The 22,763-nt window shown below is 60.5% G+C and carries 14 protein-coding genes and 1 pseudogene; 5 read left to right on the top strand and 10 right to left on the bottom strand.

The window, feature by feature from the left end:
* Window positions 1-263: transposase (locus ACQR35_RS14475; protein WP_430269233.1), on the bottom strand; the 263-nt coding region annotated here is incomplete at its 3' end.
* A 314-nt stretch (window positions 264-577) separates the two neighbouring features.
* Between ACQR35_RS14475 and ACQR35_RS14480 the strand changes: the two genes are divergently transcribed.
* Complete coding sequence (locus ACQR35_RS14480) at window positions 578-1,600, top strand: Abi family protein (protein ID WP_174180898.1); 1,023 nt, start codon at window positions 578-580, stop codon at window positions 1,598-1,600.
* Between the two features lie 292 nt (window positions 1,601-1,892).
* Window positions 1,893-2,635: pseudogene (locus tag ACQR35_RS14485) on the top strand (DeoR/GlpR family DNA-binding transcription regulator).
* A gap of 544 nt (window positions 2,636-3,179) precedes the next feature.
* Here ACQR35_RS14485 and ACQR35_RS14490 read toward each other — a convergent pair.
* The 8 genes from ACQR35_RS14490 to ACQR35_RS14525 form a co-directional block, all read right to left on the bottom strand.
* Window positions 3,180-3,353 (bottom strand): hypothetical protein, encoded by a 174-nt coding sequence (locus ACQR35_RS14490; RefSeq protein WP_430270451.1) that lies wholly within the window; start codon window positions 3,351-3,353, stop codon window positions 3,180-3,182.
* A 313-nt stretch (window positions 3,354-3,666) separates the two neighbouring features.
* A complete protein-coding gene (locus ACQR35_RS14495) occupies window positions 3,667-7,311 on the bottom strand; it encodes a glycoside hydrolase (protein ID WP_430270452.1) in 3,645 nt (1,214 codons plus the stop codon).
* Between the two features lie 164 nt (window positions 7,312-7,475).
* The gene (locus ACQR35_RS14500; RefSeq protein WP_430270453.1) at window positions 7,476-10,946 is read right to left on the bottom strand and encodes a chitobiase/beta-hexosaminidase C-terminal domain-containing protein; all 3,471 of its coding nucleotides are present in this window, start codon (window positions 10,944-10,946) and stop codon (window positions 7,476-7,478) included.
* A gap of 412 nt (window positions 10,947-11,358) precedes the next feature.
* Window positions 11,359-11,574, bottom strand: coding sequence for a hypothetical protein (locus tag ACQR35_RS14505; RefSeq protein ID WP_400584537.1), 216 nt, complete (start codon window positions 11,572-11,574; stop codon window positions 11,359-11,361).
* 361 nt (window positions 11,575-11,935) lie between these two features.
* On the bottom strand, window positions 11,936-13,705 hold the full coding sequence (locus ACQR35_RS14510) for a glycoside hydrolase family 35 protein (protein ID WP_430270454.1): 1,770 nt from the start codon (window positions 13,703-13,705) through the stop codon (window positions 11,936-11,938).
* Between the two features lie 67 nt (window positions 13,706-13,772).
* Complete coding sequence (locus ACQR35_RS14515) at window positions 13,773-15,128, bottom strand: ABC transporter substrate-binding protein (RefSeq protein WP_430270455.1); 1,356 nt, start codon at window positions 15,126-15,128, stop codon at window positions 13,773-13,775.
* Between the two features lie 71 nt (window positions 15,129-15,199).
* A complete protein-coding gene (locus ACQR35_RS14520) occupies window positions 15,200-16,006 on the bottom strand; it encodes a carbohydrate ABC transporter permease (protein ID WP_400584528.1) in 807 nt (268 codons plus the stop codon).
* A 162-nt stretch (window positions 16,007-16,168) separates the two neighbouring features.
* Window positions 16,169-17,089: a carbohydrate ABC transporter permease gene (locus tag ACQR35_RS14525; RefSeq protein ID WP_430270456.1), complete on the bottom strand. Its 921-nt coding sequence runs from the start codon at window positions 17,087-17,089 to the stop codon at window positions 16,169-16,171.
* 72 nt (window positions 17,090-17,161) lie between these two features.
* On the opposite strand from ACQR35_RS14525, the gene ACQR35_RS14530 reads away from it, so the two are divergent.
* On the top strand, window positions 17,162-18,328 hold the full coding sequence (locus ACQR35_RS14530; protein ID WP_400585115.1) for a LacI family DNA-binding transcriptional regulator: 1,167 nt from the start codon (window positions 17,162-17,164) through the stop codon (window positions 18,326-18,328).
* Between the two features lie 984 nt (window positions 18,329-19,312).
* On the opposite strand, the gene ACQR35_RS14535 is transcribed toward ACQR35_RS14530, so the two are convergent.
* Window positions 19,313-20,638 (bottom strand): ISL3-like element ISPfr2 family transposase, encoded by a 1,326-nt coding sequence (locus ACQR35_RS14535; RefSeq protein ID WP_430267754.1) that lies wholly within the window; start codon window positions 20,636-20,638, stop codon window positions 19,313-19,315.
* 244 nt (window positions 20,639-20,882) lie between these two features.
* Here ACQR35_RS14535 and ACQR35_RS14540 point away from each other — a divergent pair, with 244 nt between their 5' ends.
* Both ACQR35_RS14540 and ACQR35_RS14545 read left to right on the top strand, forming a co-directional pair.
* On the top strand, window positions 20,883-21,194 hold the full coding sequence (locus ACQR35_RS14540) for a hypothetical protein (RefSeq protein WP_430270457.1): 312 nt from the start codon (window positions 20,883-20,885) through the stop codon (window positions 21,192-21,194).
* A gap of 235 nt (window positions 21,195-21,429) precedes the next feature.
* A complete protein-coding gene (locus ACQR35_RS14545; RefSeq protein ID WP_430268232.1) occupies window positions 21,430-22,719 on the top strand; it encodes an ISL3 family transposase in 1,290 nt (429 codons plus the stop codon).
* Window positions 22,720-22,763: the final 44 nt, after the last annotated feature.

The raw sequence follows: 22,763 nt of genomic DNA on the forward strand, positions 1-22,763 counted from the left end.
GAAACTTTTTTTAGGAATTCGTTCTCCCGTTCCACTTCACGTAACCGGATTTCCATCGCCTTGTACTTCGCTGCATCAACCGGGGTGTCCGGTGTTCGGGCGCCGCCAGTCTCGCCTTCACGGTCGAGCCTGATCCAGCGTTTGAGAGCGGTCAGGGAAACGCCAAGCTCAACGGCTACCAGAGCTAATGGCCGGCCAGAGGAACTAGCCAACGCAACAGCATCAGCCTTGAACTCATCAGAATAGGTGGGTCGAGAAGACATGAGAACAATCCTTTCAAAGACTGTCTCAGATCAGTAGTACACCTCAATCAGCAGGGAGACTGTCTACCAGTACCTGCGCCAACCCAAGCAGGCGGGGAGCCCTCATCCTGCAGAGTAGCCCGCCGTTCTGTAGCTTGAAGGCATATGAGGGCACTCCTGCTGCGCCAGCGCTCCGCGCGTATGTTCTCCGCTTTCAAACGGAGGCTCATACAGCCCCTTTGCGGTGAATGTGTTAGATTCTATTTATCAGACATCGCCCCCCTCTGAGCCTCGGCTCAAGGGGGCGATTTTCATTGTGCGACAAACGGTGAAGCGTGGAGTATACGAAGGAATTTAAAGAGCGCGACGAGCTGCTTCAACAACTCGAAGTCCGTGGCCTCGCGATTCCTGACCGCGGTGAGGCGCTCAACTTCCTGACACGTGTCGGCTACTTCCGCTCCGGCGCGTACCGATACGTCTTCCGGAGGCTACTCCCGGCGGACAAGATCGATGCTCGCCTGCACCAGTACCGGTCAGACGACTACATACCTGGTGCGAGCATCGAGCACGTCATGAAGCTGGAAGCATTCGACTTCAAGTTGGCCCGGGTCTGTCAGGAAGCCTTGCTTGAATTCGAGGTGCGCCTAAGGGCAGCCATCGCCCACACGCTCGCCTCGAGGAACGTCGCAGCTCATGCATCCAAAGAGTATTTGGATGCGCAAAGTTGCGATAAAGCAGCCGGCGAGCACACAAAGTTTGACGCATGGACGAAGACCTGGCGGGACGCTGTTTCTTCCGGCGCGGAAGACGAAGACTTCCTCAAGCACCACCTGTTAAAGTACCCGGAACAAGATGTACCCATCTGGGCTGTCACTGAAGTATTGAGCTTCGGAAATCTGCCATTCCTATACGACCTCATGCAGACCCAGGACGCGCGCTTGGTCGCACGCATGTTTGGATTCGCCCACCCCAGCCGCTTCGGTGCCGTGCTGCGTATGATGGTGGACTTTCGAAACACGTGCGCCCACGGCTCGCGTCTTTTCAACCGCGCGTTCAAAAGACCACTTTCACTTCGCGAACATGACACAGACAGCGATCTCCTAGCCCACTTGCTCGAACCCGACTTCACGGTCACGCCCAAAGCACATCAGAGGCTCTATATCTACGCCGCCGTCATGGCCTTCATGCTCAAATCTCACACGAGTGGCACAAACTGGCACCTGACCTTCAAGACGCAAATCAGAAAACTGGACATCAAGCTTCAAGCACCGGACGGTTCCGACCTCATCTCACCGGAGGTGAGTATGGGCTTTCCCGCCAGTTGGTTGGACTTGGACCTATGGAAGCCCAAGCCCTGAAACTGGTTCACGTTGTTGGTGCCCCGTGCGAATAATGCTGGCACCAGGGTGATCTCAGGTTGACGGAATATAAGCTATCGGCTTTTCGGACCCCGGTCCAGAACGGCCCAGAAGGGGCTGTACGGCGCTCCCCTCACGAGCATGCCACCCGGCAGCCCTGACGAATGAGGCTGCATGGAGCGCGCTGGAGCGGATGTCGGGGGTTGTAGGACGGCTTTTCGTCTGGAACCGCGCGCCGGTATCGAAGAAGTTGATGCTCTAGTCCTGGGCGGAGGAGGTCCAGCGTGAACGGATCGTCCGCGTCGCGGACCTCGCGCAGCTGCTGGGCGTGTCCCTGATGACCGTCCGGCGCGACATCGACGCGCTGGACGCTGCCGGCGCCGTGGAGAAAATCCACGGCGGGGCCAAGCTACCGGGCGGCGCGAGCACCCACGAGCCGGGTTTCGAGCTGAAGGTAACCCAGCTGCAGGAGGAGAAAGCCGCGATCGCTCAGGAGGCGGCCGCCCAGGTGCGCGAGGGTGCGGCGGTGGGCCTCAGCGCCGGCACCACCACCTGGGCGCTCGCCCGGCTGCTGTGGTTGGGCCCCGGATCACGGTGGTCACGAACTCGGTGCGGATCGCCGACGTCTTCCACCAGGGCTCCTCGCCGTCGACGGTGATCCTCACCGGCGGCGAACGCACACCCTCGGATGCCCTGGTGGGGCCGCTGGCAACGTCCGCGCTGAAGCAGCTGCACCTCGACGTCCTCTTCCTGGGCGTCCACGGCGTGGATTCCGACGCCGGCTTCACCACCCCGAACGTGCTGGAAGCCGAGACGGACCGCGCGTTCATGGCCGCCGCCCGCCGGGTGGTGGTGCTGGCCGACCACACCAAGTGGGGCACCTTCGGCATCAGCACTATCGCCAGCCTGGAGGAAGCCGACGAACTCATCAGCGACGACGGGCTTCCCGGCGAGGCCCGGCGTATCCTCAGTGAACGGGTGGGCCGGCTGAGGCTGGCGCCCACCGTCTCGTCTGTGGCGGCCGAGGCCAGGTAGCGACGCAGTAGGTATGACCTTTGTCGGATCGTCGAGAGGAGAGTGGCTGGAAGCTTTATCCCTCGTCCACTTGAGTTGCGGTAAACAGGAGTTGCGTATATGGACCGTCGCATTGGCGGGGTGCGCCCAAATTCCGACGCGCGCAACGTGACTTTCTGCATCTGTCCTGCTGACTGAGGCCCCAGCATGGCAGTGGACATGGGGTCGCATTCCATGCGGTCAGAGCACTCTTGCAGACGCATCGTAGGCGGGAAGGGTCCATCAGGGACTTCGATAGGCTCCCTAGCCATCACGTCTGGGCCGTACGCGAGATGGAAACCGTCCCGGTGCCGGTTGAGTCGACAGCAGCCGGTCGCGTTCCTCTGCTGTTACCGGCAGCAAAGATCCGTGCCGCGCTCCGGACGGAAGAGCCGCATGTGGAACGGGCGTCCACTCCCCCGAGGCCGGATCTGAGGCGTGGAACAGTCGGCAGCCCCGTAATCCGTACTCGTCGATGAGTAGCCAGGCGCCCTCGCCGTCGATAGCAGCAGTGACCGCTGGTCCCTCACCGTAGCCCGCCCTCTCCAAGGCTCGACTGCAGTGCGGGTTCGCCGCCGGCGATCGGAATAAAGGACGTGGGTTCCGTACCATTGCTGACAGCAAACCTGAGTTGTTCGCCGTTCTCTGCCGCCTCGGAGGTGAAGTAAGCCAGGAGGTAGGCGGCAGGGTTCCCGTTCACGGCAAGACTTCGATCGCCCTGGCAAGCACTCGTAGTACGCGCTTGCCCCACGTCTCAACGACGACGCGGCCGTCGCCGCGCACCCAGCACAACCTATTTCGTTTCTCAGTTATCGCCAGCATATAAGAGTAGCCCTCCAATGAAATTGCGGACGGGTAATTATGGTTCAGTGTCTGGTCCGGCGAATCAGTCGTCCTCAGGGAGTCAGAAGTCGCTGGGACCGTCGCCAGCGAGACCTCTGCCGTGGTTGACGCTTGTTGATGAGGGTGGGCGGGGTTAAGCCACCCACCCCCTTGCTTGGGAGGGACGGCCTCTACTTCTTCTTTTTCGATTCGATGGTTACCGGATCAGAGGTTCCTTCGCCATCTTCGAGGCCATCTGCCGTGGCAACGACCCTGACAGACAGGTTGGTCCCGGCGTCGGCGGTCTCTGTCTTGTAGATGGCGGAGGTTGCCCCCGGGATGGGGGCTCCGTTGCGGAGCCACTGGAAGCTGAGTTTCGCACCCTCCGGGTCCGTGCTCACCATCGCGGTGAGCTTTTTACCGACCATGGCTTTTCCATCCAACGGCGCGATAGTGACGGCCACCGTCCTGTGCAGTGTGATGGTGTATGTTTTCGTTGCCGCACCGTCGGCTGCAGTGACCGTTACGGTTGCCGTCGGGCCACCGGCGAACTGTTTGACCGAGACGGTGGCGTCGCCGTCTACCGGCACGGCACTGATCTGCGGCTCAGCCGAACCCGTTCCCGGCAGGGAGAGCGGGTACTCAGTGATGGCTGGCTCGAACCCCGCCAAAGCAAGACCGTCGGCGCGGATTACCCCTGCATTTGCCACAGAAGCCGCCGCAGGCCTCAGGACGTTTATCTGGGCTTCCGACACTGTCATGTAAGTTCCTGTGGAGGCCAGCACGAAGCGAACACCCGTCGCGCTTACTCCTCCTAGCTGAACCTGGACAAACGGAGCTCCAACCGCGGGTTTGACGACTTCGACGACACCGTTATTCGCAGTTTCCCACGTCTCCGTCCCGGGCACGCGATACTGCACTTCGACTGTCTTCGCCCAGCTTGTGTTGGACCCGTCGGCGTAGAACTGAAGTGAGGCGTCGCTGAGGACCTCTGTCGAGGGGAAGGTGTAGCTGAGCGTGTCTCCGGTCCGTCCTTGCGGAGTCCAGTTCGACCATGCTTTGTCGGTGGCTACCCCGTTTCGGGTTCCTTCGATGCTGTAACCGGACTCGGTGAACGTGGCCGTCGCGGTGGTCTCCGTTGCGGGTGCCACGTTGACTTTCTGAGGTTCGGTCATGATGACGGACAGCGTGGCCTTCAAAGGTTGCGCGTTCGGATCATTGGATTTTGCCGTACCGGTGACCGACACGAGACCCGGTTGACCGAAGCTGGCGTCATTCAGACCGGACCAGTCCCACACCACGTCGGTGTTGAACCGATTCGTGCTCGAGCCTATTCCGGCGGGAACTGCAACCGGGGCTGCGGCCTGGACCTGGCCAAGCGTGGCGCCGGCGACTGTGGTTATTGAGGTGGGATCGGTGTAGGTGAAGGTTCCGATCTCAACGGTGGCCGTCACATCCGGAACGGGATGCCCGAAAACATCGGTTGCTGAGCCCTGCACCTGGACGGTTCCGGACTTGGACCAGTCGAGGGATCCGGTTTCCCAGGTTACCGGGACGGCTGCCCCTTCAACAGAACCGTAGACCGGGACAACCGTTGACGGGAGTGTCGCCGGGATGCCGGGTACCGTGCTGACCGTCACAGGGCGGGCCCCGGTAACCTCTGTGGACCTTACGGAAAACGCCTGGTTGGAGCCGTTGGTTGAGTGATAGGTGCCTACCGCGGCGCCGTCGGTGGTCGCCTCTCCTCCGATGTCCAGCGCCAGAGGAGCCGCGACGTTGACGAAGCTGTACGTCTGACCGTCCGTGGTCGTGGGGTACCACTGCGCCTGCGGGTTAGTTGTGGCCGCTTCTGCTGACAAGTCGAGCAGGTGGGTTCCGTTCGAATCTGCGGTGAGGGTGCGTCCATCCTTGTTCGTGAGCCGGTAGCGTTCTTTGTGGGTATCGCCGTCGGTGAGTTTGGTCAGCGTCCAGCTTTGGGCGTTGGCCGTCGACTCGTCGGTGGCCAGTGTCCGGATTGTCGTGGGGCTGGAACTGGCGGAGTCTGGTGCTTCGGCGGTGAGGGCTTTTCCGCTCTGCACTCCGACCAGCTGTACTGTCTTGCCGGCCTGCAGGCCGCTTGCATTCTCAGCTACTCCGGACACTCCGTCAACCAGGAGGGTGGATACTGAATTGGCGGGAACTATGACAACGGCGCTCTTGGCGGCGGTGTCGACGGAGACCGGTGTGCCGGGAACCAGGGCGTTTTCGGTGACCGCGTCTGCCGGTGACTCCGTGGTGACGATCGGGGTGATCGTTGCTCCGGGGGCGATCGCGTCGAACTTGGACAGGTCCACTGTCACGGCCTGGCTTTCGTTGGTCGCGTTGGCGTGAACGAGGACCGCTCCGGAGTCATCGCTCTTCACGGCCGCGGTGGTGTTGGTGTCGTTCGTCGGGACGATGAAGTCGCCCGGACGGATGTAATGGGTGAAATTTCGGACGGTGTTGTACTTGGAGTTCGTTTTTACTGTGCAGGAGGGATCTGCGTCGCCATCGGCAAGGCGGCGTTCGGACATGCCCTCGGCATTGCAGTCGAAGTCGATGAAGACACTTCCCCAGTTCTTATTCTCGACTTTCTGCATGTTGTAGTAATCCTCGACGGGCTGCCAGAAGATCCATGCGGAGGGCTCCAGCTCGCGGAGGTCATCCATGATGCGGCCTGCCATGCCGATTCCGTTGTTGATGTTTGTCTGATTGAAACCGGTTCCGTCCCAGTCCCCCTCGACTTCACTCATCCATAACGGCTTTTCTGAAGTCTTGGCGATGTCCCTGACCTCGACTCGGCCGGACGTGCCGTAGGTGTGGACGTTCAGGCGGTCGATGTCGTCCCGTGCTTCGTCGGTGTAACCATTCCAGTCCTCCACAAACTTGGACGGATTCGTCTCATCGGGTGCGGCAAGAAGCGCCCCGGTGGTCGTGTCCGGCTTTGCGAGTTCATCGGCCAGGGCCTGGATGATCTTATCCTGCAGTGCGGGGCCTGCGTGGGCTCCTTCCTGCCGGCCATGCAGCAGGTTCCCTGAGTCGTCGAACCATGTCCCCCAATAGCCGGTGTTCGGCTCGTTCAGGGGCTCGATGGAGTCGAAGGAAATCCCGGTTTCGGCTTCGATGTGCTCGGTGACCGTCTTCAGATACTTTGCGAACTTGGCGGCGTCTTCACTCTTTATCTGGTCGGTTGAGCTATCAAAGCCTCCGGTCGCGTATCCGCTTTCTGTCATGAAGTACGGTGGGGAGTTGCTGAAGGCCTCCCACTTGGTGATCCGGTCTTTCAGTGCCGTGATCCACCACCGCTGGGTGGCGTCGGCATCAAAGTTATAGTCTTCAGGCTGGTCCCCCGTCCACGCTGCGTCGTAGCGCTCACGGTCTGCGTAGTTGGACGTAATGGGTCCTTGCGCGTCACTGGCGTTGAGATCCGGGTTCCACCATCCTTCGACTGCTGCCCCGGCACGCATATAGTCATCGGGGACGTCGCTTGCGTTGCCGCCTCCGATGTTGTACCGGGCGATGTTGAGGTTTAGACCGTCCTCACCGAACACTTTGTCGAAAAGGTCCTGTCTCACGCTTTCGGGGTATCCGCCGGTGGCGTTGGCGAACCAGACGAGACTGGTGCCCCATCCTTCGAAGGCGTCGCCCTTATAGGAAGGATTCGGCGTTATGGTCAGAGGTTGCGCGGCGGCGGCCGGCTCTTCGGCGGCCGCACCCGGCGAGGCCAGTGGCAGGAGGCCGAGGGATGCAATCACGGCGGCTGCGGTGGCTGAGGCGAGCCAAACGCATGGACCTGATTGTCGGGACATCGTTGTCATGGAACATTGCCTTTCTTTGGTTTCAGCGGGTCCCGACCTGATGGAGGGATTCTGCTGCCCAACGGGTGGGAGCGGCTGGGGCGCTGGGTTTCTGATGTTGAAGACGTACGGATAGGCCAGTCAGGCGGGGAACGTATGCTCCCCGTCTGACTTTTCGGTCCTGATTATCTGATGGTGAAGGTGGTGGTATGGGTTGTGGGGTCGGTCCCGGCGGTGTACTGGAGCGTGTGAGTGCCGGGCTTCAGCCCGTTGGTGGAGAGGTTGTATCGGTAGGTTGAAGTAGCCGGGTCGAAGGTGAATTTCTGGCCTGGTTGGCTGTTGCCGGGACTGGGCACGGTCTGTGCTCCGTCGAGGCTGATGGCCTGAACAGTAATGGCCGAGGAGGAGAGGTTAGCTCCGGCGGCATCGGTCAGGTGTAGCTTCAGCGTCAGCACGGAGCCGCTGCGAACTGGCTTCGAGAGGTCGGTTGTAACGGCCACCCCGTAGGTCACGCTGAACGCCCGGGTTATGTCCGGCGCCGCCAGATAGTTCTCGTTGCCGGCTTGTGCTGCGGTGATGGTGCAGGTGCCGGGGCTCCCCGGGTGTGCGGAGTCTCCGGTTACGGTGCAGCTTCCGCTGGCCTGGAATGTCACGGGCAGACCTGAGGTGCCGGATGCGAGGAGCGGGATGTCAGGGCTTCCGGTCATCTGGTCGGCAAGGGCGTCAAACGTGATGCTTTGTGCTGCTTTGGCAATCACGAAGCTCTGTGTAACGGCAGGCGCCGCTGAGAAACTTTCATTTCCCCGCTGCTCGGCGGTGATGGAGCATTCGCCTGCCCCAGTGATGTGAACAGTCGATGCAGCTACGGTGCATTGCCCCGCGGCGGTGAACGAGACGGGAAGCCCGGAGGTAGAGGATGCGGTGAGGGTGAAGTCCTCGGATCCGAATGTCCGCCCTTCCAAGGTGTCGAAGCTGATGGCCTGGGGTGCTGGGTGGCTGTAGACCTGGACCTCGACCAGCCCCGCCGCCCATGCTGCTGCGCTTCCGTTGTGGTCGTTGACGACATTGGTGACGCTGACACGGACGTAACGGTATTGGCCGGAGAGTGGGTTGCTCTTGAATCCGACAACTTTGTTGCCGCCTTCACTAACCAGCCGGGTCCAGGTGCTCCGGTCATTGCTGGCTTCGACCGTGTACTGGCTGTAGGTCTCGGATCCGTTGTAACTGCGGAAGCTCAGATCGATGCGGCTGAGGTCCTGCTCCTGTTCGAGGTCGACTTCCCAGGTGTACGGCACTCCTGGGGGCTGGTAATAGTTGCTGTTGTCGCCGCTGACGTTCAGGTTGAATAAGTTGCCGTCATTCGCGGCCGTGGCCGGAAATGAGGGGTTCGTTCCGGCAGCTGTTACCGGCTTCCCCTGCGAGACCAGCCGGTCCGAAGGAACGCTGACGGAACCGGTCGTGGCGTCAAAGGACCAGGACGGCTGGTAGTTCATCGCCGCCTCCGGGGCCTTGTCGCCTTCGACGGCATTGAATGCCAGTGGCAGCCAGACGTAAGTGGAGGATCCGAGGGCCTTGGAATTCCATCGGTCGCCCATGTAGACGTACTCCCGGTGCCCGTCCTCGCCTTGAATCGTCATGATGTTGGTGGGCTGGCTATAGAACGTGGTGTTGTTCCCGACGGGCGTCAGCTCGGACCAGCCGTGGGGGTCGGAAATGTTCTTGGTGGATGAGTACATCGTCTGGTTCGGGTACCAGCCTGATTGGCTTGATGTGAAGGCGTAGTAGTAATCTCCGGCCTTAACCAGCGCCGGGGCTTCCCTGCGTTGGCCTTCGAATACCTCATATGAGTTCTGCCAGTCCACGTCGGCGTAGTCAGGGGTGAGCTTATACATCCTCATCGTCATGTGGTCTTCGGCCGAGATCAGATAGGCGTCGGCTGAGTCGGGGTCTTTGAAGACAGTGAAGTCCCGTGAGCCGTATCCCCATTTGCCGTCCCCGCCTGTGTAGGTCGGATCCTCTTCCGGGGTGCCGACCGATCCGGCCCCGGGCCGGAAGTGGCGGTCGAATGCGTAGTCCCCGTCAACACTGGTACTTGTTGCGACCATAAGGTGTGAGGCGGCATAGCTGTCAGCAGTCTCCCAGTGGCCCCAAAGTACGTAGGTCCCTGTCTTCTCATTGAAGACCAGCTTTGGGCGCTCTACCTTCGCGTTGACGAGGGCCGGGTCACTTTGGGGAGTCAGGATGTCCTTGACATACGTCCAGTTTTTTAGGTCTTGGGACTTGTAGAGACTGACGCCAAGGAAACTGGCACTGTTGTGGCTCTTGTTTTCACCGACCCAGTAGTACCAGCCGTCCTTTTCCAGGAATCCGCCTCCGTGGGCTTGTATCGGGTTGTCGCTGGTGTCATACCAGGTCCTTCCCACGGGGATGGATTCGTAACTGTCAGGCACCGGTTCGATAACGTAGGAGGCCTCGATGGCCGAGCTGGCGATTCCGTCTCTGAAGGCGATCGACTTCAGGGTGGCGGAATTTTCGATCTGAACCGGCCCGGAGTACTTGGTTCCGTTCGCACGTGATGGAGCCGTTCCGTCTGTCGTGTAGTAGATGCTGGCGTCCGCCGTGTTGGTGTTCAGATCGACCGACTGGGCCGTCTTATATGTGCCGGCGGGAACGCTGACGGTTGGCGCGTCCACAACTATGGGTGCGGTGTCGATACTGACGGTGCCGGATGCGATTCCAAACCAGCCAATAACGGGTGCCTCGGTTCCTCCCGCGATATCAACCCGGACCTGCACAGTTCCGGCATCGGCAGGGCCAAGAGTGAACTGGTTGGAGACCATCTTGGACCTGTCGCTGCTGGTGACAGTGACATTAGGGGTGATGACGGTCGCCTGACCCGAAGCGGAAACGACACTGACTTTCATCTGCCTCGGACCCGACCACCATTCCCGGAAACCGGCCGTGACCGTGTATGTACCTTCGGACAGCGGAACGTTATAGATGATGGGCTTGGACGTGGCACCGTTGCCTTTGGCATACAGGCCGGTCTCGTCCTTCTCCGCGGCCGCTCCCGCGCGTTGCCCGACATAGGTATCGCCGTCGTTCACGTAGCCCCAAGCGCCTGAGGCGTACTGCTGATCAGCGGCGCTGTTCAGCAGTTCCTCGCCGACAAGCCGTTTGACACCGGCAAACGGAGGTGTAGACGCGTTCATTCCGCTGTCCACAAAATACTTAATGCCCTGAGGCACAACTTCAACCTGGGCGGTGACTGTGAGGGATCCCTCGACGGTCCCTGTCACTATGAACGTCCGGTACGCAGCACCGAAGCTGTAGCCCTCAAGATCCCAGACCGCAGGTGCCATCCGCGTCGAACCGTCCTCCGTTTTCACAGCCACTTCAGCTGGAAGACTGGGAGGTGCCCCCACATAAGTGGCCACAGATACCGGCTCTGCAAGGGCGACAGGGGTAGAAGCGGCCGCCGCAGCGGGCATTGCGACCAGCGCTGCGGGCGCCAATGCCCCCAAAACAAGGGAAGCCGCGACGGCAAGAGAGTAAAAAGGCCGCCTGCGGAGTGAACCGGCTCTGCCACCGGGGGGAAATTCTGTGGGGCTCGCGGCAAAGGGCTGTGGCCCGGACCCCTGTAACTGGTGCGTCATGGAACTACGTCTCCGTCCTTGGAGTCAAGCCGAAATGAACAATACGAGATCTTCTCTGCCGCATCAGGACATCCGTGCAATACGAGGATTAGCAACAGAGCCTGCTGATCCCGCGAGAATTGCGCTGATCAGGCCCGCCGGTTCTGTCATGTTAACGTAAACATGTTTTCGTAAACATCCTTATAATGCGCGAAAATCAGCGATGTGTCAAGGTTCACAATTCGTTGTTCCTGAGCATCGGAGGCCCGGATTTCACTGGCTTCCTGAGGAACACCTCGCTGAGTGCGGCACCGATGGTCGGCGGAGTTATCGGCGGCTAAGTGCCCTGTACCTGAAGCCGCTGGCCGGGAGCCCGTCTCCCGCCTCGGCCGCGTTTGCTGTACTCCAAGAGATAAGCTTCGCGTCCTGCTGATTAAGGAATGTGCCGTTCGAGAGTCAGTCCGTAGGGGACTTCCGGGCTCAGCTCGATTGTGAAGGAGGAGAAACCGAATCGGGTGACAAGGATACCGATTCGGCCCTGCCCGGATGCAATCTTTTGCGCAGCTTCGACCGCGCGATTGAGATCGTCGTCCAACGTTGACTTGTCTGTGGCTGTGATCGTCGCAACCAACTGGGTTTCCTGTGGCATGGTTCTCCTCGTTTCGTACAATGGATCCGCTTTGGCCTGGGATGTCCGCCGGCGCTCCACTGGGTCGGCGGTCAGACATTCAACCTCAGCCGTCGCCTCAGGCCGGATCCCCAGCGTCGTTTGCCTTGCTACCCCCGCCCTGCGGACTGGAGCCTGCGCCAAACGTGATTGCTGAACTATGCCTATCGCCAAGTAATGCCGAGGAATCCGATGGGCGACGTTGGGGAATCGGGCAGCTCGCTGAGCACGGCCCTGAACCGCTTGCTCGGGCTCAGCGAGCGTGCAACTGGACCCACTTGTACTTTCGCGGCTCGCCTTTGGCCCGTTGAACACGTCTTTCACATGCGGGGTTGGCTGTAGCTCAGTAGTCGGTGTGGCCTAGGTTTTGTGTTGCCACGAATGAGATAACGGACGCCGCGGCAGCGTGAAGCTCAAGTATGACGATTTCGTTCGATTGGAGGCGGAGCAAGGGTGAAGGCACGTAGAGGGTGTGCTGGGGACCCCGTGACCAATACCGGCCGAGGCAAAAACCATTGATCCAAACAACGCCTTTGGCCCACCCTGTGGTGTCGAGGTAGAGATCGGAGGGCTTACCGAGGTCAAAGGTGCCGTGGACGAACGCGGGTCCGCGGACGGCTGTCAGGTCGTTGCTGTCAGCTGCAGCAAATGCGGCGGTCACCGGACTGATGTCGCCGGTGGCCAGGGGGGTCAGGCTCCAGCCTCTGAGAATCTGGCCATTGATCCTGGCTGCTCCGATCAGTCCTTTTGCTTCGCCAAGGCGCGGCCCGTAGTTTACGCGTCCTTGGTCTTCGACCAGGATTTCCAGAGTTCCGTGGGCATCATCCGGTAGGGCGATGGTCCGATCTTTATGGTCGCGGGACAGGGTGCCGAGGTTCTTCCTGTTGAGGAACACCTGAGCACGGTCCCGGACTTCGTCAATCTCCAGGATGGCTGGTCCGGCGGCATCTAATTCGGTGCGGTAGAGGCTGAAACCGGTGTAGTGGCCGATGTCGTCGGTGGTCGGGAGCCAGTTGTGATGCGTCGGTTGCCCCAACTGTCCCAGCATGTCCCACAGAGGAAGGGATTTGGTCAGAGGAACTGTGAACTGGGGAGCCGGCTCGGCCGCCGGCGGGACATCCGGCTCAGTGTGAGTTGTATACCTTCTAAGCACGTCCCTGAAGGCCCAGTACTTCGGGGTTGGATTACCTGACTCGTCCAGGGGGGCGTCGTAATCGTAGCTTGTCACGATGGGCTGGTAGACGCCCTTGTCGTTGGCGCCGTTGGTGAATCCGAAGTTTGTACCGCCGTGGAACATGTAGATATTCACGGAGGCACCGTTGGCCAGAAGCACTTCAAGGTCCTGTGCCGATTGCTCCACGGTGGTTGTGTGATGGTGGGCCCCCCAGTGGTCGAACCATCCCACCCAGAACTCCGAGCACATCAGCGGACCGGTGGGCTGGTGCCGTCGAAGGGTCTCCAATCGCTCGAGGGAGCGGGAGCCGAAGGACCCGGTCCTGTGAAGTCCAGGCAGGCTCCCGTTTTCGAGCATGTCGTCCTGGGGCTGGTCCACGGTGGTGAAAGGGACGGTCAGGCCGATTTCACGGTTGATCTTCACCAGCTTTTCCAGATACGCGCGGTCGGCGCCGTAGGCACCGTACTCGTTTTCAATCTGGATCAGGATGATTGGGCCGCCTTCATGTACCTGACGGGGGACGATGATGGGTGCGAGCTGCTCCAGGTACCGGCTGACGGCTGCCATGTAGATGGGATCATCGGCCCGGATCACGGCGGCACCGCTGTCAAGCAGCCACCCGGGGAGTCCGCCGTTGTCCCATTCTGCACAGATGTAGGGTCCGGGACGGACGATTGCATGCATTCCCTCGGCGGCGACGAGATCAAGAAAACGCCCTAGGTCAAGTCCGCCGGTGACGTCGAACGCGTCTTCTGTCGGGGCATGTGCATTCCAGGCGACATAGGTTTCGATGGTGTTCAGGCCCATCTGGCGCGCTTTTCGGATCCGGTCTGCCCACTGGTCGGGATGGACCCGGAAATAATGAAGTGCGCCAGAGAGGATCCGGTGGGGTTGGCCGTCGAGCAGAAAATCCTGCTCCCCGATGGTGAAGATGGGCATGAAAGTGGTCCGATCGCTTTTTGTGGAACGGGCGGCCCAGGGGTGCTGTCCCCGGGCCGCCCGGGTCTTACTTGGAGGAAACCTTGAAGCCCTGCTGCTCTCCGTACTTCACCGTTGCGTCCTGCCAGGCCTTCAGCCCGTCATCCAGCTGCCCGCCGGTGGCGTACACCTGTCCGACAGTGTCGCTGAAGATGCTGTTCGCATAGGTCTGGAAGGGAAGGTAGTTCCAGCCCGGGACTACGTCCTTTGATGCCTGGACCAGAACCTCGTTGATCTTCTGGCCGCCGAAGTAGGCGCTTTCAGTGTTGAGGAATTTCTCGTTTTCCAGATCTGCAGTGGTGGAGGGGAATCCACCGTTCGCGGCGTGGATCGCGGCGCCTTCCGGGCCATTGGAGAACTCAAGGAATCCGTAGGCTGCAGCCTTGTTCTTGCTCTGCTTCAGCACGGAGTCTCCGCCACCACCGTTTTCTGCTGTGGCGGCCTTGCCCTTCTCGTAAGTCGGCATGGGAGCAACACGCCAGTTACCGCTGCCGGCTTCAGCGCCGGACTCCAGGTTGGCCGGCATCCATGCCCCGGTGAGGAGGGTTGCGATGCTGCCGTCCGAGAGGCTCTTGAACCATTCGTCGCTCCAGCCCGCGACCGGTGAAACCAGCTTTTCATCGATCATCGGCTGCCAGGTCTTCGTCCATTTCTTGGTTCCTTCGTCCTGAAGGTTGACGCTGACATCCGTCGGGCTGTTGACCTTGTAAGGCTGGCCGCCGGCCTGCCAGATCATGCTGGTGGTGAACCCGGCATCACCGGTGTCGCTGGTGATGTAGGCATTGGGGTCCGCAGCGTGCAGTTTCTTCGCGGCGGCGACGTACTCATCCCAGGTGGACGGGACGCTGATGCCGTGCTTCTCAAACACGTCAGCCCGGTAGAACATGGCCATCGGACCTGAGTCCTGGGGCAGCGCGTAGATTCCACCGTTGAGGTTCACCGATCCCCACGTCGACGGCGTGTACTTGTCCTCGAGATCAGCTGCGCCGAATTCTTTCAGATCAACCAGTGAATCCGACAAAGCGAACTGGGGCAGGGCGGCATATTCGATCTGGGCTACATCAGGTGCTCCGGATCCGGCTTTGATGGCATTCTGAAGTTTGGTGTAGTGCGCGTTGTTGGTGCCCACGTTCTCCAGATTGACCTTCACCTTTGGGTACTTCTTTTCGAAGGCTTCCACAATGGGCTTGAGCTGCGGTGCCCATCCCCAGACCGTGAGCGTCGTATCGGTCTGCAGGGCGGCCGCGATTTCATCAGAGCTTGCACCTTCTTTGGCGTCTCCAGTTGTGGAACCGGAACTGTTGCAGCCCCCAAGCGTGCCGATGAGGAGTCCTGCTGTCAGGGCGGCCGCAGCCGCGCGACGCAGACGATGGCTGATAGTCATATCTTCGTGCCTTTCACTTCATTGTCGTTCATATGAACCGTCAGGGGAGGGCCTGACGGAAGGAGATTGCCCTACTTGACGCTTCCGGCGGACAGTCCTGACTGCCAATAGCGCTGGAGGAACAGGAACGCACCCACAATGGGCACGATGGTCAGAAGCGACCCGGTGATCACCAGGTTGTAGATTGCTTCGCCTCCGACGGTGCTTGCCTGGGCGTTCCAGCTGTTCAGGCCCACCGTCAGCGGGTACCACGTGGACTGGCTGAGCATGATCAGGGGAAGGAAATAGTTATTCCAGGTGGCAACGATGGTGAACAGCAGAACCGTGATGAACCCCGGCGCGAGCATCGGCAGGGAAATCGTGAAGAACGTCCGGAACTCTCCCGATCCGTCCATCCGCGCCGCCTCCAGAACCTCGGTGGGTACGGAGTCAATCGCGTAAATCCATACCAGATACAGGCCGAATGGACTGATCAGGGAGGGAATGATGACTGACCACGGCGTGTTGGTGAGGCCCAGCTGGCTGAACATCAGGAACGTGGGCACGGCAAGAGCGGTTCCCGGAATCGCAACAGCACCAAGGACAACGGCAAAAACGGCACGCTTCCCCGGGAAATCGAACTTGGCCAGCCCATAACCGGCCAGCGTGGCAAGGAATGTCGCCCCGCCGGCGCCCACCACCACGTAGAGCACGGTATTCGCCAGCCAGCGCAGGAACTCCCCTTCGTTATAGGTCAGAGTGCCAACGATGTTGTCCCACAGAGCGAACTCACCTGAGAACCAAAGCCCGAAGGAATCGAACAGCGCTGCCTGGGTCTTGGTGGAGTTGATCAGAAGCCAGAACAGGGGCAGCAGCGCGTAGATCGCCATGACAGCCATCAGACCCGTGAGGAGGATTGAGTTGCGTTTCCTCCTGCCTTGGCGGGGTTTTCGGCCAATGAACCTTGGCCCCTGGTGTTTTTTCGCAGAAGACCCGTGGTGTTTTTTCACAGAAGAGGGAACATCCCCTGTCTGTGATCCGCTCAATCGTACTGACATGGACTACGCCTCCTTTTGTGAGCCGGAGAGCTGCACTATGTAAGCAACGACGACCGTGAGGACACCCATGATCATCGCGATGGCCGCTGCGTAGTTGAATTGTTGGCCGGCAAACGAGAGGTTGAAGGCATACATGTTGGGTGTGAAATACGAACTGATCGAGTTCGGCGCGAGAGCCTTGAGGATGTTTGGTTCGTTGAACAGCTGGAAACTGCCGATTACTGAGAAGATCCCGGCAATGCCGATGGCACCTCGGATAGAAGGCAGCTTGATGCTTCGGATCACACGGAAAGCGCCGGCACCGTCAAGATCAGCTGCCTCGTAGAGGTCTGTTGGAATCACGCGAAGAGCCGAATAGAAAATCAACATGTTGTACCCGGTGAACTCCCAGGTGTTGATGTTCCCGATCGCCACAAGAATCCAGCTGCTCGAAAGCGGTTCAGGCAGATCAAGACCGAAAAACTGATTGATGTTCCCGAACAGTCCGAATCGCGATCCGTACATAAACCCCCACATCAGGGTCGCCACGACGGCCGGGACCGCGTAGGGCAGGAAAATCGAGATACGGAAGAACGAGGCCGCATGCAGCCGGGCGCTGTCAATCGCAAGGGCGGCGAACAGTGCCACAAACAACATGATCGGAACTTGGACCACCAGGAAAAGTCCCACGCGGAAGAGCGAATCCCAGAACTGGGGATCATTCATGGCCTGGATGTAGTTCGCGCCTCCCACGAACCTGTTTCCCCCCACCATCTGATTCTGGAACAGACTCAGATAGAAGGAGTACACCACCGGGGCGATGAACACCAAGGCAAAAACCAGCATGAACGGACCCACGAAGGCCCAGCCGATCCACCTTCCTGAGCGCTGCTGCTTGGGTCCCGCTGAACTGCTGGCAATCATCGCTGTCGACGTCGTTGTCATAATTTCATTGCTCCATCTCAAGGATGTTTACGCAAACATCAATTGTAAAAAGCGTAGCATGTTTAGGTGAACATGCAAGAGGTGAATGAAGCCGGATCCGCCTTACTTTCGCCGGGGTCGGAGAGCCAGTCAGGACGACGGGTGGGCCGTCAAGGTACCGGGCGGCCCTCCCGTGGCCCGTCGATTGCCGACGTTGCCAGGGCCGCCGGCGTGTCCTCCCAAACCGTCTCCCGAGTCTCTAACGGGCTCACCAATGTTGAAGGGAACACCCGGAGGAGGGTGCTTGAGGCCATGACTAGCCTTGGCTACCGGCCCAACAGGGCCGCCCGGGCACTGAAAAGCGGTCAGTTCAAATCCATCGGTGTGATCATGTTTACTCTGTCAACCTTTGGCAACATGAGGACTTTGGATGCAATAGCCACAGCCGCGGCACAGGCTGAGTATTCAGTCACGCTGATACCGCTCCCTGACCCCACCACCGGCAAAGTCTCCGGAGCGTACAGTCGCCTTCGAGAGCAACAAGTGGACGGCGTGGTGATCATCTTTGAAGCACACCTGCTCGACCATACGGACATCCAGCTCCCAGAAGACCTCCCGGTGGTTGTGATTGACTCGAATGCCGCGTCGGGATATTCGGTCGTTGATACGGATCAGGCCGAAGGAGCCAGGCTGGCGACCCGCCACCTCTTGGGCCTCGGTCATCGACAGGTTTGGCATATTGGCGGGCCGGAAAACTCGTTCTCCGCCCTCCACCGCGCAGAGTCCTGGCAGGCAACTCTCGAGGAAGCAGGTATCACGCCGCCGCCGATTCGCCACGGTGACTGGTCCACGGAATCAGGCTACACAATAGGTTTGGAACTTGGGCGTAATCCTGAGGTGACAGCTGTCTTTGCCGCGAATGACCAAATGGCACTTGGAGCCATGAGAGCCATACATGAACTCGGCCGAGAAATCCCCGGTGACGTCAGCATTGTCGGTTTTGACGATCTCGAGGAATCCCATTCCTTCTGGCCGCCCCTAACCACGATCCATCAGGACTTTCACGCCGTTGGTCGCTTGAGTATCGAAAACCTGCTTGGGCAAATCGATGGGACCGGCCCCCGTAGCGGGATCACCAAGGTCCCAACCCAACTCGTAGTCCGTCGGAGTACCGCACCGTATTCCCCACCGCTGGTACACGAATCCCAACAAAGCGTTACTCAGGTTCAGCGACTCCACGGGGTTGCCCGAAGCACATAAGTCCCGCCGGTCATCGGCCCGGCGCCGCTGATGCGGCGAAGAGCAACCGGGTCAACGAAAACCTCGCGATCGTGAACGGCTCGTAGAGCATGTAATGGAAAAGCTGGTGCGAGATCAATCGCCCACGCTACGTCCGTGACGATTTCGTTCAATTGGGCCGCATCAACTCCCGTGCCACGTTGACGTAGGGCTTAGCTCGTTCCTGCAGGGGGAAGCTTCACCTTCATGGATAAGAATGATCGAGTTTATTGATTTCACGCGCACTTCGCGGCACCGCTAGAAACCCACGATGGCCGATAGTGGCCCGACGGTGCTTGATGCAGGCACCGATACTTCGCGGTCAGTCGGTGGAGGCATATTCGTACTCCGCTGCCCAATATGGACAAATTGCTTCGGCCTGCCGCCCCGAGTGTGGACGAACTCGCGTTACGCCAATCCCTACCGCAAGTCTGTATGACTGAGCGACTCCTCTCGAAAGGGTCGTTATCGGTACTGGGACAGGACCCATCGCATTCATACACGGGCTCCATCAGTCCTGCCATATTCCCCCGGCGCCTCCCCAAACCGGAAGCCCCTGGAATGCTGGGCTGCGGCTTTTGCTCATGGTGCCTTTAAATGCCCAGTTAGATTGGACTACACCCCAACCTGACGTCCGAAATCTCCCTCAGAACACGTCAGAATAGAGCCCCGAACGCGATTCCTATACACGTATGATGATCACTTTCAGACTCCAACCTGACAGATGGCGGCTGGCTCTGAGCACGGGCTGCTGTACTGCCGCGCCGCTATATTGCCTTCCAGCTCCTATGGCTTACGTTCCTGCTGTCCCTTGTCCGCCTCAACTCTTGGCAAGGAACAGGAGCCGGCGCAGCCTGGACAGCAACGCGGGCTGCGTCTCATTTGCAGCAGCAGCTAACTGAGCAGTTCGCGCCGCTTCGACCCTCAGCGCTTCCTGATGAGCAGTGGATGCTTCGTTATACCGGCTCATCCCAATCGGGGGTGTAGGAGTTGGGGTCTGAAGCCGCCGGTCTCGAGCAGGCTTCGGGCGATGTAGTTGGTCAGGTTGCGGAACCCGAGTGCGGAGCCGCGCAGGTGTTCGAGCCGTCCGTTGAGTGCCTCGGTCGGCCCGTTGCTGGTGCCGGGTCGTTCGAAGTAGGCGAGCACGTCGGCGGCTCGCTTCTTCAGGGTCCGGCCCAGGGTGGTGAGCTCGGTGAGCACCTTGGGGACGCCGGCGCTGAGGTCGGTGATCAGCTTCTCCATGAGCTCGCGGCCACGTTGCCGGTCCTCGTGGCGATAGGCGGCGATCATCCGCTGGTAGACACCCCAGGTCGCCTCGACCTCGACGTGAGCGTCATCAACGAACAGCGCGCGTAGCCTGTCGCTCTGCTTGTCGGTGAGCAGGTCCGAACCGGTGTGCAGCGTGCGCCGCGACTTGTAGAGCGGATCGTCCCTGAACCCACGGTGCCCGTGGATCGCGAGTTGGACCCGGCGCCGGCACCTGTCGAGGGCGTCACCGGCCAGGCGCACGACGTGGAAGGGATCCACCACCGTGACCGCGTCCGGGATCTCCTCCGCAGCGGCGGTCTTGAACCCGGTGAAGCCGTCCATCGCGACCACCTCGACCGCGTCACGGAAGGCGTCGTCGCGGTCGGCGAGCCAGGTCTTGAACGCCGCCTTCGACCGGCCCTCGACCATGTCCAGCAGCCTTGCCGGGCCGGCGCCATCGCGGACCGGGGTGAGGTCGATGATCACGGTGACGTACTTGTCGCCACGCCTGGTGTGGCGCCAGACGTGCTCATCGACGCCAATGACCTTCACGCCCTCGAACCGCGTGGGGTCGTTGATCAGCAGCCGCTTGCCTTCGGCCAGGACCGCGTTGTTGGCGGTGTCCCACGCGACCCCGAGTCCCTCGGCGACACGTGCGACGGTGAGGTGTGCGACCACGATCCCTTCCAGCGCCCACCGCAGCCCGGTGCGCGAGAGCTTCGCGCGTGGCTCCGCCGCGGCGCTGGTGTCTTGGCGCCACACGTGTCCGCAGTCGGCACAGCGGTAGCGGCGCACTACAACTTCCAGCACGGTCGGTCGCCAGCCCAGCGGCTCGTGGGCCAACCGCCGGATCACGGTGTCACGAGCGGCGCCTTCGCTGCCGCACCGTCGGCACCACTGATCTGGTTCCACCACGCGGCACGCGAGGACCGCACGATCCGGTTCAAGTCGTTGTCCGGTCACGCTCAGACCGAGGCCGTCGAGTCGAGCGAAGGCGGTCAGGTCAGGGCGGCCGAAGCCGGCCGGCGGGGTAGCGTCGGACACGTCGAGGTCTTTCCGATGGATGGCGTAGGAACCTCCGTCGTCGGGAGACCTCGACGTCTATCTGCGGACCGACGCGCCCGGCCGACCTACACCGTCATCTGAGAAGACCCGGATAACCCCCCAAGGATTGTCCCCGGCTGTGGGCAGCGGCCCTGTCTTCACCCAACACCCGCAACTGTGCAACAGGCTGTTATGGAATTGATCAATCCGAGAGTCGACGGCGTCCGTGGCTTATTCTCGATCAATGAGCGATATCCAAGATGATGCACTTCGGATAGCCCTAGTCAGCCACAAGGCCCGAGCGGACGAGGAAGACAGTCGCCAATCCTGGAAAACGTTTTTTTGGTCCGTCTGCTTCTACGCCTGTTTCCAGTTCTTTTATGTGATGGCAAAATTGGCCGGTCCGGCAATTACTCTAGAGAATTTGCCATGGGAAAAACTTTTCCTCTGGAATTGGAGCGGAGGAGGCTACGTCAATTGTTCTTGGTTTAGCTGCTTTTATTGTCACAATCAATGTGGCAGTCTTCGCCGCCAGGCTCGCGCCGCCTTTGGATGATGTTTCAGTGTTAGACCTGGCCCGCTGGCAGCGAAGGATGCAGTTTCTGGCGCCGCGTGCAGGACAGGTGGCAATCGCAATCTCATTGACTCAGTTTGCCGTGCCAGCGCTCGGATTTGGGGGCTCTCCGTGGTTCGTGGTGAAACGGGTTCCGTGTCTTGAAAGCTGAAGGGCTCGTAGCCCTGCTGTGATGGATGTTCTCTACGCATTCATCAAGAGTCAGGAGCTACGAGCCTTGATCGAGCCTACTTCCCCGCGCCCCGATGCTGCCACCGCCATTTTCAACCTGCCCGACTACCGCGTCACAGACACTGAGATCCTCACTTTCGGGCAGCGACGGGTCAGCGTTGAAGCCACTGCCGAGTCCGGCTGCCCATCCTGTGGTGTGATCAGCACCCGCGTGCATTCCCGCCGCCCACAACGTCTGCGCGACATCCCTGTCGCCGGCCCAGTCGAAGTGATCTGGGCCAAGCGGAGATTCTTCTGCGATGAGTACCTTTGCCCGCGGCGGACATTCGCCGAGGAGACCGCCCAGGTCCCGCGCCGCGCTCGGTCCACCCGCCGGCTCCGCGATGCCCTCGTGGCCGCCGTCATTGGATCCGGAAGGGCCGCCGCGGAAGCGGCCTCCTCGTTCGGTGTCTCATGGTGGCTGGTCCAGCGGGCTCTGGATTCCGCGGCGCTGACCCTGCCTGATGTTGATGCCCTGGCACCCCGGATGCTCGGCATCGATGAACACCGCTACCGTTCCGTGCGGTTCTTCCGCGACCCTTCCACCAAGGCCTGGAAACGCTACGAACCCTGGATGACGACCATTGTTGATCTGGACACCGGCCAGGTGCTCGGGATCGTGGACGGCCGCGACAGTGAGGGCGTCGGAGAATGGCTGTTCGCCCGCCCGCTTCAGTGGCGTCTGGGCGTGCAGGTCGTCGCGATCGACCCTTCCGCCGCGTTCCGCAAGGCCCTGCGGATGTGGCTCCCTCGCACCGCGGTCTCGGTCGATGCGTTCCACCTCGTCAAGCTCGGCAACGACATGCTCACCGAGGTCCGGCAACGTCTCACCCAGCAGGTCCATGGCCGGCGGGGACGTTCCATCGACCCGGTCTGGGCCAACCGGCGCCTGCTCCTGCGCGCCGGGGAATCACTCTCTGACCGGGCCCGGAACAGGCTCAGCACCGTGTTCGCAACCGACGACGCCACCGGAAAATTGCAGGCCGCATGGCTGGTCAAAGAGCAGCTCCGGACGCTGCTCGCCACCGGATCCCTTGCCGACGCGGCCGCCGCGAAAGAGCGCCTGCAGGCCCTGGTCGAACGCGCCGCTCAGCCGGAAACGAACCGGCTCTGGCGCACGGTCTGCCGGTGGTGGCAAGAGATTGAAGTCCTCATTGTCACCGGCGCGACAACGGCGAAAGTGGAAGCTAACAACACCGCGATCAAGCACATAAAAAGGACAGGCCGCGGATTCACCAACGCACGCAACTACAAAACGCGTATTCTGTTGCGCAGTGCCGCCAGAACAGCGGCATGAACATTCACCACGGCAGAACATTCACCACGAACCGTGAAGAGCCG

The organism is Pseudarthrobacter sp. J1738, assembly GCF_050490315.1.
In the GTDB taxonomy this organism is placed as follows: Bacteria; Actinomycetota; Actinomycetes; order Actinomycetales; family Micrococcaceae; genus JBNPEO01.

Bases quoted from the DNA above. Each gene is read 5' to 3' on its own strand.
- ACQR35_RS14495 (WP_430270452.1), bottom strand. From the start codon at position 7,311: ATGACAACGATGTCCCGACAATCAGGTCCATGCGTTTGGCTCGCCTCA.
- ACQR35_RS14500 (WP_430270453.1), bottom strand. From the start codon at position 10,946: ATGACGCACCAGTTACAGGGGTCCGGGCCACAGCCCTTTGCCGCGAGC.
- ACQR35_RS14505 (WP_400584537.1), bottom strand. From the start codon at position 11,574: ATGCCACAGGAAACCCAGTTGGTTGCGACGATCACAGCCACAGACAAG.
- ACQR35_RS14510 (WP_430270454.1), bottom strand. From the start codon at position 13,705: ATGCCCATCTTCACCATCGGGGAGCAGGATTTTCTGCTCGACGGCCAA.
- ACQR35_RS14515 (WP_430270455.1), bottom strand. From the start codon at position 15,128: ATGACTATCAGCCATCGTCTGCGTCGCGCGGCTGCGGCCGCCCTGACA.
- ACQR35_RS14520 (WP_400584528.1), bottom strand. From the start codon at position 16,006: ATGGCTGTCATGGCGATCTACGCGCTGCTGCCCCTGTTCTGGCTTCTG.
- ACQR35_RS14525 (WP_430270456.1), bottom strand. From the start codon at position 17,089: ATGACAACGACGTCGACAGCGATGATTGCCAGCAGTTCAGCGGGACCC.
- ACQR35_RS14530 (WP_400585115.1), top strand. From the start codon at position 17,162: ATGCAAGAGGTGAATGAAGCCGGATCCGCCTTACTTTCGCCGGGGTCG.
- ACQR35_RS14540 (WP_430270457.1), top strand. From the start codon at position 20,883: ATGAGCGATATCCAAGATGATGCACTTCGGATAGCCCTAGTCAGCCAC.